The following is a 14,007-nucleotide window of genomic DNA, read 5'->3' on the forward strand; positions in this document are numbered from 1 at the left end:
TTCCTTTCGATCGAACGGACGCCGCGCCGGACCGCGGACGGTCCGGCGCGGAGAACCAGTACTTATGCGTTCTGGGGGAATCCGAGGTTGAGGCCGCCGTGGCTGGGGTCGAGCCAGCGGGTGGTGACGACCTTGCCGCGGGTGAAGAAGTGGACGCCTTCGGTGCCGTGGGCGTGGGTGTCGCCGAACAGGGAGTTCTTCCAGCCGCCGAAGCTGTAGTAGGCCATCGGGACGGGGATGGGGACGTTGATGCCGACCATGCCGACCTCGACCTCGTTCTGGAATCGGCGGGCGGCGCCGCCGTCGTTGGTGAAGATGGCGGTGCCGTTGCCGAACTGGCTGGAGTTCACCAGTTCGAGGGCTTCGTCGTAGGAGTCGACCCGGATCACGGAGAGGACGGGTCCGAAGATTTCGTCGGTGTACACGGACATGTCGGTGGTGACGTGGTCGATCAGGGTGGGGCCGAGCCAGAATCCGTCCTTGCCGCCGTCGGGCTGCACCTGCCGGCCGTCGACGACGATGGTGGCCCCGTCGTTTTCGCCGGCGTCGATGTAGGAGGCGACCTTGTCGCGGTGCACCTTGGTCACGAGCGGTCCCATGTCGGAATCGCGGGTGCCGTCGCCGGTCTTGAGGGTGTTGGTGCGTTCGGTGATTTTCGCGACGAGTTCGTCGGCGATGTCGCCGACGGCGACGAGGGCGGAGATGGCCATGCAGCGTTCGCCGGCGGATCCGAAGCCGGCGTTGACCATGGCGTCGGCGGCGAGGTCGAGGTCGGCGTCCGGGAGGACGATGGCGTGGTTCTTCGCGCCACCCAAGGCTTGGACGCGTTTGCCGTGGGCGGTGCCGGTGGCGTAGACGTACTGGGCGATGGGGGTGGATCCGACGAAGCTGATGGCCTTGATTGCGGGGTTGGTGAGGAGTTCGTCGACGGAGGTCTTGTCGCCCTGCAGGACGTTGAAGACCCCGGCGGGCAGTCCGGCTTCGGCCCAGAGTTCGGCCATCCAGATGGCGGCGGTGGGGTCCTTCTCGGACGGCTTCAACACCACCGTGTTGCCGGCGGCGATGGCGATGGGGAAGAACCACATCGGGACCATGGCGGGGAAGTTGAAGGGGGAGATGATGCCGACGGGGCCGACGGGTTGGCGGAGGGAGGAGACGTCGACGTTGGTGGAGGCGTTTTCGGTCATGCCGCCCTTGAGCAGGTGGGCGATGCCGCAGGCGAATTCGACGACCTCCTGGCCGCGGGAGACTTCGCCGAGGGCGTCGGAGACGACCTTGCCGTGTTCGGAGGTGATGATCTCGGCGAGTTCGCCCTTGCGCTGGTTGAGTAGTTCGCGGAATGTGAAGATGATCTGGGTGCGCTTGGCGAGGGAGGTGTCGCGCCAGGCGGGGAAGGCGGCGGCGGCGGCGTCGATGACGGCGCGGGCGTCCTCGACGCTGGCGAGGGCGACCTGTCCGGTGACGGCGCCGGTGGCCGGGTTGGTGACGGGGGCGGTGTTACCGCTGGTGCCGGCGAAGGTCTTGCCGTCGGACCAGTGTGCGATCTCGCGAGTGATGTTGGTGCTCATGTGTTGTCCTTTCACCGCGTGCGCGCGATGTAATCCTTCATGGTCTTCAGTTGGTAGCGGGAGACGTCGTGTGCGTTCTCGTCCTCGGCGAAAACGCTGGACACCATCACCGTGTCGGGCTTGTCGTAGAAGCCGAGTTCGCCGAGACCGCCGAAGAACTCGTCCCAGTCGAGGTCGCCGTCGCCGATCTTGAGGTGCTGATGCACACGAACCGGGTTGCCGGGCGGATTGGTGATGTACCGGAGTCCGTGTGAGCGATGGTGATCCATCGTGTCCGCGACGTGAACGAGCCGGAGCATGTCGCCCGCCGCGCGCATGATCTCGAGCATTCCGGCGCCCATGTGGTACGAGTGGCACGCGACGAATACGAGGCCGAAGTTCTTGGAATTGATGCCACGGATCATCCGGATGGCGTCCAGGCCGTTCTCCACGAAGTCGTCGGGGTGCGGGTCGATGCGAACGTCGATGCCTTCACGCTCGATGATGGGGACGAGTTCCTCCATCGACCGGTAGAAGGCGCGCTCCGACTCCTCGGCCTTCTCCGGCCGGCCGCTGAACTCGGTGTTCATCACGTTCACACCGAGGTCGACGGTGATCTGGATGGCGCGCTTCCAGTACCGCACCGCCGCCTCGCGGGCGTCCTCGTCCGGGCCGGACCACCGCAGGACCGGCAACACCGAGGCGATGCCGACGCCGGCGTCGCTGCAGGCCTTGCGGAACTGACGGACCAGTTCGTCGTCGGCCTTCGGGTGGTTGAAGAACGGGATCATGTCGCGGTGCGGCGTGAGCTGCAGGTGCTCGAAGCCGAGTTCCGCGACGACAGCCGGCAATTCGAGCAGCGAGTAGTCGTGGTGGAACGGGGTGGGATCGAGTGCGATCTTCATCGTGATCAGGCTCCCGGTCCGATGGGTCGCTCCGCAGGCTCCGCTCCCGGAATGGAGGAACGGTCGACCATCTCGACGGTGACGCGCTCGCCCGTCTCCAGTGACTGCACGCCGGCCGCGCACACGGCGGCGGCGGCGTAGCCGTCCCACGCGCCGGGGCCGTCGACGTAGTTACCCGTCTCCGCGCCCGTGCGGACGGCGTTCACCCACCGCTGGATCTCGACGTCGTACGCCTGGCCGAAGCGTTCCTTGAACGACGGGGTGATCTCTCCGCCGTACATGCCGGCACCCGAGCGGCCGGTTCCCGCGCCGGTACCGTACCTGCGGACCAGTCCGACGTCGAGGCCGATGAACGCCGAACCCTTCTCGGCGACGATCTCGGTGCGCACCTCGTAGGCGACACCGGTGGTCACGAACAGTTCGACGTCGACGTGACGACCGGACTCGGTGCTGAAGAACGCGATCTGCGGGTCCTGAAGTCCCTCGGGCGCACCGGGGTTCGCGGCGGGCTTGAGGACGTGGACCGACGTGATCTCCTCGTCGAACAGGAAGCGGGTGACGTCCACCTCGTGGACCAGCGAATCCTTGACGATCATCGAGCTGTCGAAGCTCGGCGGCACCACCGGGTTGCGGTGCACGCAGTGGGCGAGGAGCACCCGCCCGAACACGCCGTCGTCGATGAGGGACTTCAGCTGCTCGTACTCGTGATCGAAGCGCCGCATGAAGCCGACCTGGATCAGCTTCTTGCCGAGCTCGGCTTCCGCCTTGACGATCTCGAGGGACGTGGCGACATCGGTGGTCAGCGGCTTCTCACACATCACCGGCTTGCCGTGCTCGAGGCAGGCCAGGAGCTGCTTCTCGTGTGTCGGACCGGGGGTGGCCAGGACGACCGCGTCGACACCGGGGTCGGCGATCGCGTCGAGCGGGTCGTTGACCACGCGGCAACCGGGGATTCCGGCCGCGATCTCCTCGGCCTTCTCGGTGAAGTAGTCGTTGACGACGGCGACGGTCGCACCCTTGATGCGGTCGGTGATCCGCGCGACGTGGTCGGCGCCCATCATTCCGACACCCAGGACGGCGATGCGCAGGTCGTTGCTCTCGGACATAGCTGACTAGCTCCTGACGTGGTCGGTTAGACGAACTTGACGGACGGGATCCCGCAGGACCCCAGGTACTTGCGGGTGCGCTGGGCGATCGGGAGCGGCACGTCCACGGCGCAGGGGTAGAGATCCTGCTCGACGATCGCGAACACGTCGATGTCGAGCTTCTCGATCGCGGCGAGCAGCGGCGGCAGGTCGGGGATGCCGAGCGGGGGCTCGATCATCGCGCCGAGTTTGACGGCTTCGCCGAACGGCAGGTCCTCGGCCTCGACCTTGGCGCGAACCTCGGGATCGACCTGCTTGAGGTGCAGGTATCCGATCCGTTCGGGGGCCCGCTCGATGATCGCGAGGTTGTCGCCGCCGCAGTAGCTGATGTGGCCGGTGTCGAGGCAGAGGTTGACGAATTCGCTGTCCGTGCCGTCGAGGAAGCGGTACACGTTCTCCTCGGTGTCGACGTGGCTGTCGGCGTGCGGGTGGTACTGCGCCTTGACGCCGTACTGCTCGAACATCTTCTTGCCCAGCTCGTTCATGCCGCCGGTCTTCTTCTTCCACTGTTCCGCGGTGAGGTTGCGGTCCTCGAGCACCTCGCCGGTGCCCGGGTCGCGCCACATCTCCGGGATCACGACCACGTGCTTGCCGCCGACGGCGGCGGTCAGCTTCGCGACGTCCTCGATCTGGGTCCACACGGCATCCCAGGAGTCGTCCTGGTGCAGGTGCTCGAAGACGGTGCCCGCCGACAGCTTCAGATTGTGGGCGGCCAGTTCGTCGCGGAGTTGCTGCGGGTCGGTGGGCAGGTAGCCGTACGGCCCCAGCTCGATCCACTCGTAACCGGATGCGGACACCTCGTCGAGGAACCGGCCGTAGGGGGTCTGCTGCGGGTCTTCCGGGAACCACACGCCCCAGGAGTCGGGGGCCGATCCGACGCGAATGACGCTCATCGGGAAATCCTTTCGAAAGTTCTGCTGGGGGCGGGTCAGTTGCCGGACGGGCGGAGGAACGGACGCTGGATCTTCTTCCACTGCGCGTACGTCTCGTACGCGTTCTGCGTGGACTCGAGGGTGCTGGTCGAGCTGACCGGGACGTCCCACCAGGATTCGCTGTCCGGGGCGGCGATCCGGGGGTCCGTCTCGACGTGGATGACGGTGGTCTTGTCGCTCGCCTTCGCTACCTTGACGGCGTCGGCGAACTCGGCGGCCGTGTTCGCGCGGATCACGTCGGCGCCGAGGCTCGCCGCGTTGGCCGCCAGATCGACGGGCAGGATGTCGCCGTCGAGCCGGCCGTTGTCACCCCGGTAGCGGTAGTCGGTGCCGAAACGCTGGGAGCCCAGTGATTCCGACAGCGATCCGATGGACGCGAAGCCGTGATTCTGCACGAGGACCACGATGACCTTGACGTTCTCCTGCACGGCCGTGACGAGTTCGGTGGCCATCATCAGGTAGGAGCCGTCGCCGACCATGATGAACACGTCGCGGTCGGGGCATGCCATCTTGGCGCCGATACCACCGGCGACCTCGTAGCCCATGCAGGAGAATCCGTACTCGACGTGGTAACCCTTCGAGTCGCGGGTGCGCCACAGCTTGTGCAGGTCGCCGGGCATGGAGCCGGCGGCGCACACGACGACGTCGCGAGGATCGGACAGCGTGTTGGCGAGGCCGATGACCTGGTTCTGGTTGAGGCCGAGCGAGTCGTCGTCGATCTTGTAGACCGCGTCGACCGTGGACTCCCAGTGTTCTGCGAGTTCGGCTGTGCGCAGACGGTACTCGTCGGAAACCCGGTAGTCGCCGAGTGCCGCGGTGAGCGCCTCGAGTGCCTCGCGGGCATCCGCGACGACGCTGACGCCACCCTGCTTCACCGAGTCGATCGACGCCACGTTGATGTTGACGAACCGCACGTCGGGGTTGTTGAACGCGGTGCGCGACGCCGTGGTGAAGTCGCTGTAGCGCGTGCCGATGCCGATGATCACGTCGGCCTCGGTGGCGAGAGCGTTGGCCGCGGTCGTGCCCGTCGAGCCGATCGCCCCGACCGACTGCGGGTGGTCGTACGGCAGCGAACCCTTGCCGGCCTGACTCTGGCCGACCGGAATGCCGGTCGACTCGACGAACGAGGCCAGCGCCTCGGTGGCGCCGGAGTAGATGAGGCCACCGCCCGCGACGATCAGCGGCTTCTTCGCCGACCGGATGACGTCCGCGGCCCGCGCGATCGCCGACTTCTCGGGGAGCGGCCGGGCGACGTGCCACGTGCGCTCGGCGAACATCGACTCGGGCCAGTCGAACGCCTCCGCCTGCACGTCCTGCGGGATGGCGACGGTGGCCGCGCCCGTCTCGACAGGGTCGGTCAGCACGCGCATCGCGCCGAGCAGCGCCGACGGCAACTGCTCGGGCCGCCAGACGCGGTCGAAGTAGCGCGACAGCGGCTTGAACGCGTCGTTGACGGTGACGTCCCCACTCGACGGCAGTTCGAGTTCCTGCAGCACCGGTGCGCTCGCGCGGGTGGCGAACGTGTCGGCGGGCAGCAGCAGGACGGGCAGCCGGTTGATGGTGGCGAGCGCCGCACCGGTCAGCATGTTGGTCGAGCCGGGGCCGACGCTGGCCGACACGGCCCAGGTCTGCAGGCGATCCTTCTGGCGTGCGTACGCGACCGCGCTGTGCACCATCGCCTGCTCGTTACGGCCGAGGACGTACGGCAGTTCCGGTTCGGTGCCGGCCTCGACGGCGTCGATCTCGGCCTGCAGCAGCGCCTGACCGAGACCGGCGACGTTGCCGTGACCGAAGATGCCGAAGCAGCCTGCGAAGAACTTGGTGCGTTCGCCGTCCCGCTCGACGTACTGGCCGGCGAGGAATCGGATGGTCGCCTGAGCCACCGTGAGGTGGACGGTGCCCTCGGCGTTGGGGTTCTTGCTCGCCGACATCGGCGCGGTGGACACCACGGTCATGCTCCTTCGGACGGTGCGTGGAGGGGGAGGCGGGGATCGACGGTCTGGTGTTCCCAGCTGCCGCGCAGCCAGGTGTGGGCCGGGTCGTCGCAGATGTTCCAGGAACGTTCTTCGCCCGGCCCGGCCATCACGTTCAGGTAGTACATGTGATGTCCGGGGGCGGCGATCGACGGTCCGTGGTAGCCGTGCGGGACGAGGACCACGTCGCCGGATCGCACTTCCTCGAGCACCTCGATGGGCCGCTCGGGAGTGCCGTACACACGATGGTAGCCGAATCCGGTGCCGCCGAAATCCACTGCGGTGTCGCCGGCTTCGGCGATCTCGAAGTAGTAGATCTCCTCGAGCTGGGATTCGACGTCGCTGTTTTCGTCGTGCTTGTGGCTCGGGTACGACGACCAGTTGCCGCCGGGCGTGACGACCTCGCACGCGATGATCGAGTCGGCCTCGAATCGGTCGGCGGTGCCGAAGTTGTGCACCTGCCGGCTGCAGTTGCCCGCGCCGCGCAGTTCGACGGACACGTCCGCGGCCGGAACGTACCGGAACGGGAACTTCTGCCGGGCGCGGGCGCCGCACAGTGCGAAACGGCCACCGGTCGCGCTCGCCACCGTGTAGGCGGAGGCCCGTCCCACGTAGGCGAAGTCGCTCGGCCCGTCGAACACGGACCGGCGCCCGGTGAGCGCGAACTCGGTGCCCTCACTCGACACCGACGCCGACCCGGCCAGCGGCACGACGATGATCTCGTCGTCGCCGGTGGTGAGTTCGGCCGACCCGCCGGGTGCCAGGGTGAGCACCCGGAGGCTCGATTCCGTCCAGCCCGCCGACTCGGGGGTGACCTCGAGGTCGAACGGCCCGGTGGCCGCGGAACCGACCGGAACGTAGTACTTGCTGTTCATCGTGGGCCTCTCCGGCGTGCGTCAGTGAACGAGGGATACGGCGGTGTCGACCGCGGCGGCGACGTCCTCGTCCCGCGGGTACAGCAGGGTGCGTCCGACGATCAGGCCGCGGACCGATGGCAGTGCGAGGGCCTTCGCCCAGCTCGCGAACGTCTCCTCGGGGGCCGTCTGCGGGTCTCCGCCGAGCAGCAGCGTGGGGAGCGTCGTCGCGTCCATGACGCGTTCCATCTCGTCGACCACCGGAAGCTTCATCCAGGTGTAGGCGGACGTGGAGCCCAGTCCCTGGCTGATGTGGATGGACTTGATCACGGCGTCGGCGCTGAGGTCGTTCTTGACCTTGCCGTCGACACGCCGCGACAGGAACGGTTCCACCATCGCCATCAGCCCGGCCGCGGCCAGCGAATCGACGGCCTCCGCGCAGGCGGTGAGGGTGGAGAGGGTGCCCGGATCGTCGAGGTCGATGCGGCACAGCATCTTTCCGCCGTTCATGCCGGCCTTCGCGGTGCCCGCCGCGCTGTAGCCGGTCATCCGGTCGTCGAGTTCGAAGCTGGCGCCTGCCAGGCCACCGCGGTTCATCGACGAGATGACCACCTTGTCGTCCAGCGCGCCGAGCAGCACCAGATCGTCGAGGATGTCGGCGGTGGCGAGCACGCCGTCCACGCCGGGATTGCGCAGCGCGGTGCGGAGGCGGTCGAGGAGGTCGGTGCGACTGTTCATCGCGGTCGGGCGGTCGCCGACCGACAGCGCGCCGCGGGCGGGGTGGTCGGCGGCGACGATCATGAGCCGGCCGTTGCCGCGCACCGTGGGCCGGGCGATGCGGGTCGCCCAGGCACGGTCGATGGCGGCCGGATCACTGGCGCGTACCTCGGTGACGTCGGCGTAGGACGCGCAGACTGCGCGGTGAGCGAGAGTTTCAGACATTGACAGCCTCCGAAGCGGTGGATTCGGCGAGCTCACGGACCTCGTCGGCCGTCGGCATCGCGGTGGAGCATTCGAGCCGGGAAGCGACGATCGCCCCCGCGGCGTTGGCGTAGCGCAGGATCTTCTCGAGCGGCCACCCGGCGAGCAGGCCGTGGCACAGCGACCCGCCGAAGCTGTCGCCGGCGCCCAGGCCGTTGACGACGTCGACCTCGTTGGGCGGCACCGTGATGGACTGCGTGCGGGTCTTGCCGAGCACACCCTTGGGGCCCTGCTTGACGATGGCCAGTTCGACGCCGAGGTCGAGCAGCGCATCGGCGGCCTTGTGGGCGTTGGTCTCGCCGACCGCGATCTCGCACTCCTCGCGGTTGCCGACCGCGACGGTGACGTGCTGGAGGGCACGCTGCACCTGCGCGGTGGCGTCGGCGGGGGAGGACCAGAACATCGGGCGGTAGTCGAGGTCGAGAACGGTGTGGCTGCGACGTCCGCGAGCTTCCCATGCGGCGAAATGTGCGCTGCGGCTGGGCTCTTCGGACAGTCCGGTGACGGTCGACCAGTACAGCTTCGCGTCGCGGACCGCGTCGAGGTCGAGGTCTGCGGGCTTCACCTGCAGGTCCGGGGCGACCGGCTTGCGGTAGAAGTACAGCGGGAAGTCGTCCGGCGGGAAGATCTCGCAGAACGTGACGGGGGTCGGGTGGTCGGTGTCGATGCCGACGTACCGGTTGTCGACGCCGAGATCGGTGAGTGCGGTGCGGACGTAGCGTCCGAACGGATCGTTGCCGACGCCCGAGATGAGAGCGCTGCGGCAGCCGAGGCGGGCGGCGGCGACGGCGACGTTGGCGGCGCTTCCGCCGAGGAACTTGCCGAACGTCTCGACGTGCTCGAGTCCGACGCCGGTCTGCAATGGGTAGATGTCCACACCGCAGCGCCCGATGGCGAGGACGTCCAATCCGTTCCGGTTGGGTTGCGTCTGGTTGGTGGTCAAGGCTGACTCCCGAATAGGTCGTTGTGGGTGGTCTGCGCAGGGCGCCGAGGTCTGGTTGAAACTGTGCTCCACATCACCGGCTCCTGTCAAGACTTTGTCCTGACATTATTACTTGAAGTCAATCTGGTGTTAGTGTTCGCATACACTGCCGGAAAGATCGGCGGCGGCGGACGTCGCCACGCGCACGAGGATCGGAGTTGTCCGTGGGTGCACCACTCGCAGTCGAGCTCGACAGATCGAGCCCGGTTCCGCTGTATTTCCAGCTCGCGCAGACGATCGAGAACGCGATCATCGGCGGGGAACTCGCGCCCGGCGACCGCTTCGAGAACGAACTGGCGCTCGCCAAACGACTGAACCTGTCGCGCCCGACCACGCGCCGCGCCATCCAGGAACTCGTCGACAAGGGATTGCTCGTCCGCAAACGCGGTGTCGGCACGCAAGTCGTGCAGAGCGCCGTGCACCGGCCGGTCGAGCTCACCAGTCTCTTCGACGACCTCGCCCGCGCAGGGCAGAGCCCGACCACCAAGCTCCTCGACTACCAGGTCGCCGTGCCTGCCGAGGACGTGGCCGCCGAACTCAACCTGCAACCCGGCAGCGAGGTCGCGTCCATCCGGCGCCTCCGCAGCACCAACGGCGAACCACTCGCGCTGATGACCAACCACATCCCGGTGGATCTCGCGCCGGACCCCGACGAACTCGAGGCGCACGGCCTCTACCACGCACTCCGCGCCCGCGGCGTGCACATTCGCCTCGCACGGCAACGCATCGGCGCGAAAGCGGCGAGCAAGGCGGAGGCGTCACTCCTCGACGAGAAGACCGGGGCGCCGCTGCTCACGATGAACCGGACCGCGTTCGACGACTCGGGAAGCGCCGTCGAGTTCGGCAGCCACTGCTACCGGGCGTCGCGGTACTACTTCGACACCACCGTTGTCGATCGTTAGGACGGGGCGCGCGACGTCGTTCCCCCGGGGAATGGCCCTGCTGGTGGCGGGCGCCCTCTTCATGGAGATTCTCGACGCCACCATCATCGCCCCCGCCGTCCCGCTGATCGCCGACTCCTTCGGCGTCGACCCCGTCGACGTCAACATCGCGATCTCCGCCTACCTCGTCACGGTCGCGGTCCTCATCCCGGCGAGCGGGTGGGTGGCCGACCGGTTCGGGACCCGCCGGGTGTTCGTGGCCGCCATCGCCGTGTTCACCCTGGCGTCCATCGGGTGCGCCGCGAGTGTGTCGTTGCCGATGCTCGTCGCGATGCGGGTGCTGCAGGGAGTCGGCGGCGCCATGATGGTGCCGGTCGGACGGCTCGCGGTGCTGCGGTCGAGCACGAAGGGCGATCTCGTCCGCGCGATAGCCCTGCTGACGTGGCCCGCGCTCGCCGCGCCCGTCATCGCGCCCCTGCTCGGCGGCGCGATCGCCACGGTGGGCTCGTGGCGGTGGATCTTCGTCATCAACATTCCCATCGGGGTCCTCGGAATCCTGCTGTCGCTGAGGCTGGTTCACGGGGCCGGCTCGCGGTCGGCGAGGAGGCTGGACTGGCGGGGCCTGCTCGGGGTCGGAACGGGGATCGCGGCGGCGCTGATCGCCCTGGAAAGTATCCGCGTGACGGGCACGGACTGGCGCCGGGTCGCGCTCGGGGGAGTGGTCGCGGTCGTCCTGCTGGTCGCGTCCGCGGTCCATCTCGTCCGCACACCGCACCCACTCGTCGACGTCCGCGTGCTGCGCGTCCGGACGCTGCGCGCCACCGTCACCGGAGGTTCGCTCTACCGCCTGATCGTGACGGCCGTGCCCTTCCTGCTGCCACTGCAGTTCCAACTCGGCTTCGGCTGGACGCCGTTTCTCGCGGGTTTACTCGTCGCCGCGCTGTTCGCAGGCAACATCGCGATCAAACCCTTCACGACGCCGCTGATGCGGCGCTTCGGTATCAGGCCGATCCTGCTGGTGAACGCGCTGCTGTCGGTGGGCTGCTTCGGGTTGCTCGCCGCACTGAGTTCGTCGACCCCGATGCCCGTCATCGCGGCGGTCCTCTTCGTGAGCGGAGCCCTGCGTTCGGTCGGATTCACCGCATACAACAGTCTCGCGTTCTCCGACGTCGATCGCGCCGACCTCACGCACGCGAACACTCTGAATGCCGCGGTGCAGGAACTGGCAGCCGGCCTCGGGATCGCACTCGCGGCTCTCGCGCTCACCGCGTTCACGCCGCTGGCGACGTCGTCCGAGCACGGGTTCGGTTCCGAATATTCTTGGACCTTCGTCCTTTTGGGTGTGCTGATGCTCGGCACGGTGGTCGACACGCTGCGTCTGCCGCGCGACGCCGGTGCATCGGTCACGCGCTGAGCGCGTCCCCTTATTTCGGCATTTCCGCTCGATTTCCGGGCCCACAGCGGTGACACGTGCGCCCGCGCATTTGATATGTGGTCCTAATGTCCAGACAAACTATTGACTTTCTGGTGTGACGCGTATTACATCTAAGGCACACGGCCAAGACGTCAACGAGCCGTTCGTCCCCCCGAGAGGAAAAACAGATGAACTTCCCCAATCGGCGTCGCGTGGCAGTGCTGGCCTGCGCGAGTGCCCTGGTGATGAGCCTCGCGGCGTGCTCGAGCACCGGCGGCAAGCCGGACAGCAGCGGCTCCGGGATCGGCGCGGGCAGCGCCGACACCCCGCGCATCACGATCGCGATGGTCACCCACGCGGCGCCGGGTGACACGTTCTGGGACCTGATCCGCACCGGTGCGCAGGATGCCGCCGACAAGGACAACGTCGAACTGAAGTACTCCTCCGATCCTCAGGCCCCCAACCAGGCCAACCTCGTGCAGACGGCGATCGACTCCAAGGTCGACGGCCTCGCACTCACCCTCGCCACCCCCGAAGCGATGGCGCCCGCCGTCAAGAGCGCGCAGGACGCGGGTATCCCGATTTCCGCGTTCAACGCCGGATACGGCGCTTGGAAGGACATGGGCGTCACGCAGTACTTCGGGCAGGACGAGACCATCGCCGGCCAGGCTGCGGGCAACCGGCTGAACGACGACGGCGCCAAGCACGTCGTCTGCGTCATTCAGCAGCAGGGCCAGATTCAGCTCGAATCCCGTTGCGCCGGTGCCAAGCAGACGTTCCGCGGCACGTTCGAGACGCTCAACGTCAACGGCGAGGACATGCCGTCGGTGAACTCGACGATCGCCGCCAAGCTCCAGCAGGACCCGTCCATCGACGGCGTGCTCGCGCTCGGCGCGCCGATCGCCCTCACCGCCGTCCAGTCCGTCGGTAACGCGGGCAGCCCCGCCAAGGTCTTCACGTTCGACACCAACGCCGCGCTCGTCGACGCCATCTCCGACGGCAGCGTGCAGTGGGCCATCGACCAGCAGCCGTACCTGCAGGGCTACCTGGCGATCGATTCGCTGTGGCTCTACCTGAACAACGGCAACGTCATCGGCGGCGGCGGGCCGACACTGACCGGGCCGTCGTTCATCGACAAGACCAACATCGACAAGGTCGCCGAGTACGCCAAGGCCGGCACCCGCTGACCGGCGGTCGATTCACATGACAGGACACACGATCCGGACCCCGGTGGGTCCATCTCTCGCACACACAATCACCGTCACCATCGACCCGGTCGCAGGACCGGCCGGCACCGCACAACGCTGAGATCCACCGGCGCGGAGAGGAAATCATGTCCACACAGCAAGATCTGGACCTTGCCAGTCACAAGGTCGTCCACGACGAACGGGTGAAGGAACAAAAACGCCTGCAACGGCTGCTGGTCCGCCCCGAGATCGGGTCCCTGTTCGGTGCGATCGCGATCTTCGTCTTCTTCATGGTCGTCGCACCCCCGTTCCGCAGTCCCGAGGCGCTGGCCACGGTGCTCTACGCCTCCTCCACGATCGGGATCATGGCGTGCGCGGTGGCGCTGTTGATGATCGGCGGGGAGTTCGACCTCTCCGCCGGCGTCGCGGTCACCACCAGCTCGCTGGCGGCGTCGATGATCGCCTACAACCTGCACCTGAACCTGTGGGCCGGCGCCGCCCTCGCCCTGGTGGTCTCGCTCGCGGTCGGGTTCTTCAACGGCTACCTGGTGATGAAGACGAAGATCCCCAGCTTCCTGATCACCCTGAGCTCGTTTCTGATGCTCACCGGCATCAACCTGGCCGTCACCAAACTCGTCACCGGGCAGGTCGCCACCCCCAGCGTCTCGGACATGGCCGGGTTCGACTCGGCGAAGAAGGTGTTCGCGTCCTCGTTCGTCGTCGGCGGGGTGTCGGTGCGGATCACCGTGCTGTGGTGGCTGCTGTTCACCGCGATCGCCACCTGGGTGCTGTTCAAGACCCGGATCGGGAACTGGATCTTCGCCGTCGGCGGCAACCAGGACTCCGCCCGCGCCATCGGCGTCCCGGTCACCAGGGTCAAGATCGGGTTGTTCATGACCGTCGGGTTCGCCGCCTGGTTCGTCGGCATGCACCTGCTGTTCTCGTTCAACACCGTCCAGTCCGGGCAGGGCATCGGCAACGAGTTCCTCTACATCATCGCCGCGGTGATCGGTGGCTGCCTGCTCACCGGCGGGTACGGCACCGCGATCGGCGCCGCGATCGGCGCGTTCATCTTCGGTATGACGAACCAGGGCATCGTCTACGCCGGCTGGAACCCGGACTGGTTCAAGTTCTTCCTCGGCGCGATGCTGCTGTTCGCGGTCATCGCCAACAATGCCTTCCGCAACTACGCCGCCAAGAGGTGAC

General features: G+C 67.4%; 12 protein-coding genes. 4 read left to right on the top strand and 8 right to left on the bottom strand.

The window, feature by feature from the left end; translation table 11 throughout:
• Window positions 1-62: 62 nt before the first annotated feature.
• The 8 genes from CJ179_RS39475 to iolC are packed head-to-tail and all read right to left on the bottom strand — an operon-like array spanning window position 63 to window position 9,280.
• Window positions 63-1,568, bottom strand: coding sequence for a CoA-acylating methylmalonate-semialdehyde dehydrogenase (locus tag CJ179_RS39475; protein WP_095865145.1), 1,506 nt, complete (start codon window positions 1,566-1,568; stop codon window positions 63-65).
• 11 nt (window positions 1,569-1,579) lie between these two features.
• A complete protein-coding gene (locus tag CJ179_RS39480) occupies window positions 1,580-2,452 on the bottom strand; it encodes a sugar phosphate isomerase/epimerase family protein (protein WP_095865146.1) in 873 nt (290 codons plus the stop codon).
• Between the two features lie 5 nt (window positions 2,453-2,457).
• The gene (locus tag CJ179_RS39485; RefSeq protein ID WP_095865147.1) at window positions 2,458-3,558 is read right to left on the bottom strand and encodes a Gfo/Idh/MocA family protein; all 1,101 of its coding nucleotides are present in this window, start codon (window positions 3,556-3,558) and stop codon (window positions 2,458-2,460) included.
• 26 nt (window positions 3,559-3,584) lie between these two features.
• A complete protein-coding gene (locus CJ179_RS39490; protein ID WP_072947093.1) occupies window positions 3,585-4,490 on the bottom strand; it encodes a sugar phosphate isomerase/epimerase in 906 nt (301 codons plus the stop codon).
• A 35-nt stretch (window positions 4,491-4,525) separates the two neighbouring features.
• A complete protein-coding gene (gene iolD / locus CJ179_RS39495) occupies window positions 4,526-6,484 on the bottom strand; it encodes a 3D-(3,5/4)-trihydroxycyclohexane-1,2-dione acylhydrolase (decyclizing) (RefSeq protein WP_179377856.1) in 1,959 nt (652 codons plus the stop codon).
• A complete protein-coding gene (iolB, locus tag CJ179_RS39500) occupies window positions 6,481-7,377 on the bottom strand; it encodes a 5-deoxy-glucuronate isomerase (protein WP_095865148.1) in 897 nt (298 codons plus the stop codon). Before iolB ends, iolD begins: the two co-directional genes overlap by 4 nt.
• Before the next feature lie 21 nt (window positions 7,378-7,398).
• Complete coding sequence (locus tag CJ179_RS39505) at window positions 7,399-8,298, bottom strand: aldolase (RefSeq protein ID WP_072947095.1); 900 nt, start codon at window positions 8,296-8,298, stop codon at window positions 7,399-7,401.
• Window positions 8,291-9,280 carry a 5-dehydro-2-deoxygluconokinase gene (gene iolC / locus CJ179_RS39510; RefSeq protein ID WP_072947096.1) on the bottom strand — a complete coding sequence of 330 codons (990 nt, stop codon included), beginning with the start codon at window positions 9,278-9,280 and terminating at the stop codon, window positions 8,291-8,293. The genes CJ179_RS39505 and iolC overlap by 8 nt, the downstream gene beginning before the upstream one ends.
• A 203-nt stretch (window positions 9,281-9,483) precedes the next feature.
• Between iolC and CJ179_RS39515 the strand changes: the two genes are divergently transcribed.
• The 4 genes from CJ179_RS39515 to CJ179_RS39530 all read left to right on the top strand — a co-directional run bounded on the left by CJ179_RS39515 (window position 9,484) and on the right by CJ179_RS39530 (window position 14,006).
• Window positions 9,484-10,221, top strand: coding sequence for a GntR family transcriptional regulator (locus CJ179_RS39515; protein ID WP_072947097.1), 738 nt, complete (start codon window positions 9,484-9,486; stop codon window positions 10,219-10,221).
• Window positions 10,222-10,252: 31 nt separating this feature from the next.
• Entirely contained in the window at window positions 10,253-11,614 is a 1,362-nt protein-coding gene (locus CJ179_RS39520; protein WP_095865149.1) for an MFS transporter, read from the top strand.
• A 188-nt stretch (window positions 11,615-11,802) separates the two neighbouring features.
• On the top strand, window positions 11,803-12,801 hold the full coding sequence (locus CJ179_RS39525) for a substrate-binding domain-containing protein (protein WP_095865150.1): 999 nt from the start codon (window positions 11,803-11,805) through the stop codon (window positions 12,799-12,801).
• Between the two features lie 146 nt (window positions 12,802-12,947).
• Window positions 12,948-14,006: an ABC transporter permease gene (locus tag CJ179_RS39530; protein WP_072951783.1), complete on the top strand. Its 1,059-nt coding sequence runs from the start codon at window positions 12,948-12,950 to the stop codon at window positions 14,004-14,006.
• Window position 14,007: the final 1 nt, after the last annotated feature.

Source organism: Rhodococcus sp. ACS1 (assembly GCF_002300155.1).
Taxonomy (GTDB): Bacteria; Actinomycetota; Actinomycetes; order Mycobacteriales; family Mycobacteriaceae; genus Rhodococcus_F; species Rhodococcus_F koreensis.

Excerpts from the sequence above, each read along its gene's own strand:
- CJ179_RS39530 (WP_072951783.1), top strand. The coding sequence starts at position 12,948 with ATGTCCACACAGCAAGATCTGGACCTTGCCAGTCACAAGGTCGTCCAC.
- iolD (WP_179377856.1), bottom strand. The coding sequence starts at position 6,484 with ATGACCGTGGTGTCCACCGCGCCGATGTCGGCGAGCAAGAACCCCAAC.
- CJ179_RS39520 (WP_095865149.1), top strand. The coding sequence starts at position 10,253 with ATGGCCCTGCTGGTGGCGGGCGCCCTCTTCATGGAGATTCTCGACGCC.
- CJ179_RS39485 (WP_095865147.1), bottom strand. The coding sequence starts at position 3,558 with ATGTCCGAGAGCAACGACCTGCGCATCGCCGTCCTGGGTGTCGGAATG.
- CJ179_RS39480 (WP_095865146.1), bottom strand. The coding sequence starts at position 2,452 with ATGAAGATCGCACTCGATCCCACCCCGTTCCACCACGACTACTCGCTG.
- CJ179_RS39505 (WP_072947095.1), bottom strand. The coding sequence starts at position 8,298 with ATGTCTGAAACTCTCGCTCACCGCGCAGTCTGCGCGTCCTACGCCGAC.
- CJ179_RS39525 (WP_095865150.1), top strand. The coding sequence starts at position 11,803 with ATGAACTTCCCCAATCGGCGTCGCGTGGCAGTGCTGGCCTGCGCGAGT.
- CJ179_RS39490 (WP_072947093.1), bottom strand. The coding sequence starts at position 4,490 with ATGAGCGTCATTCGCGTCGGATCGGCCCCCGACTCCTGGGGCGTGTGG.
- CJ179_RS39475 (WP_095865145.1), bottom strand. The coding sequence starts at position 1,568 with ATGAGCACCAACATCACTCGCGAGATCGCACACTGGTCCGACGGCAAG.
- iolB (WP_095865148.1), bottom strand. The coding sequence starts at position 7,377 with ATGAACAGCAAGTACTACGTTCCGGTCGGTTCCGCGGCCACCGGGCCG.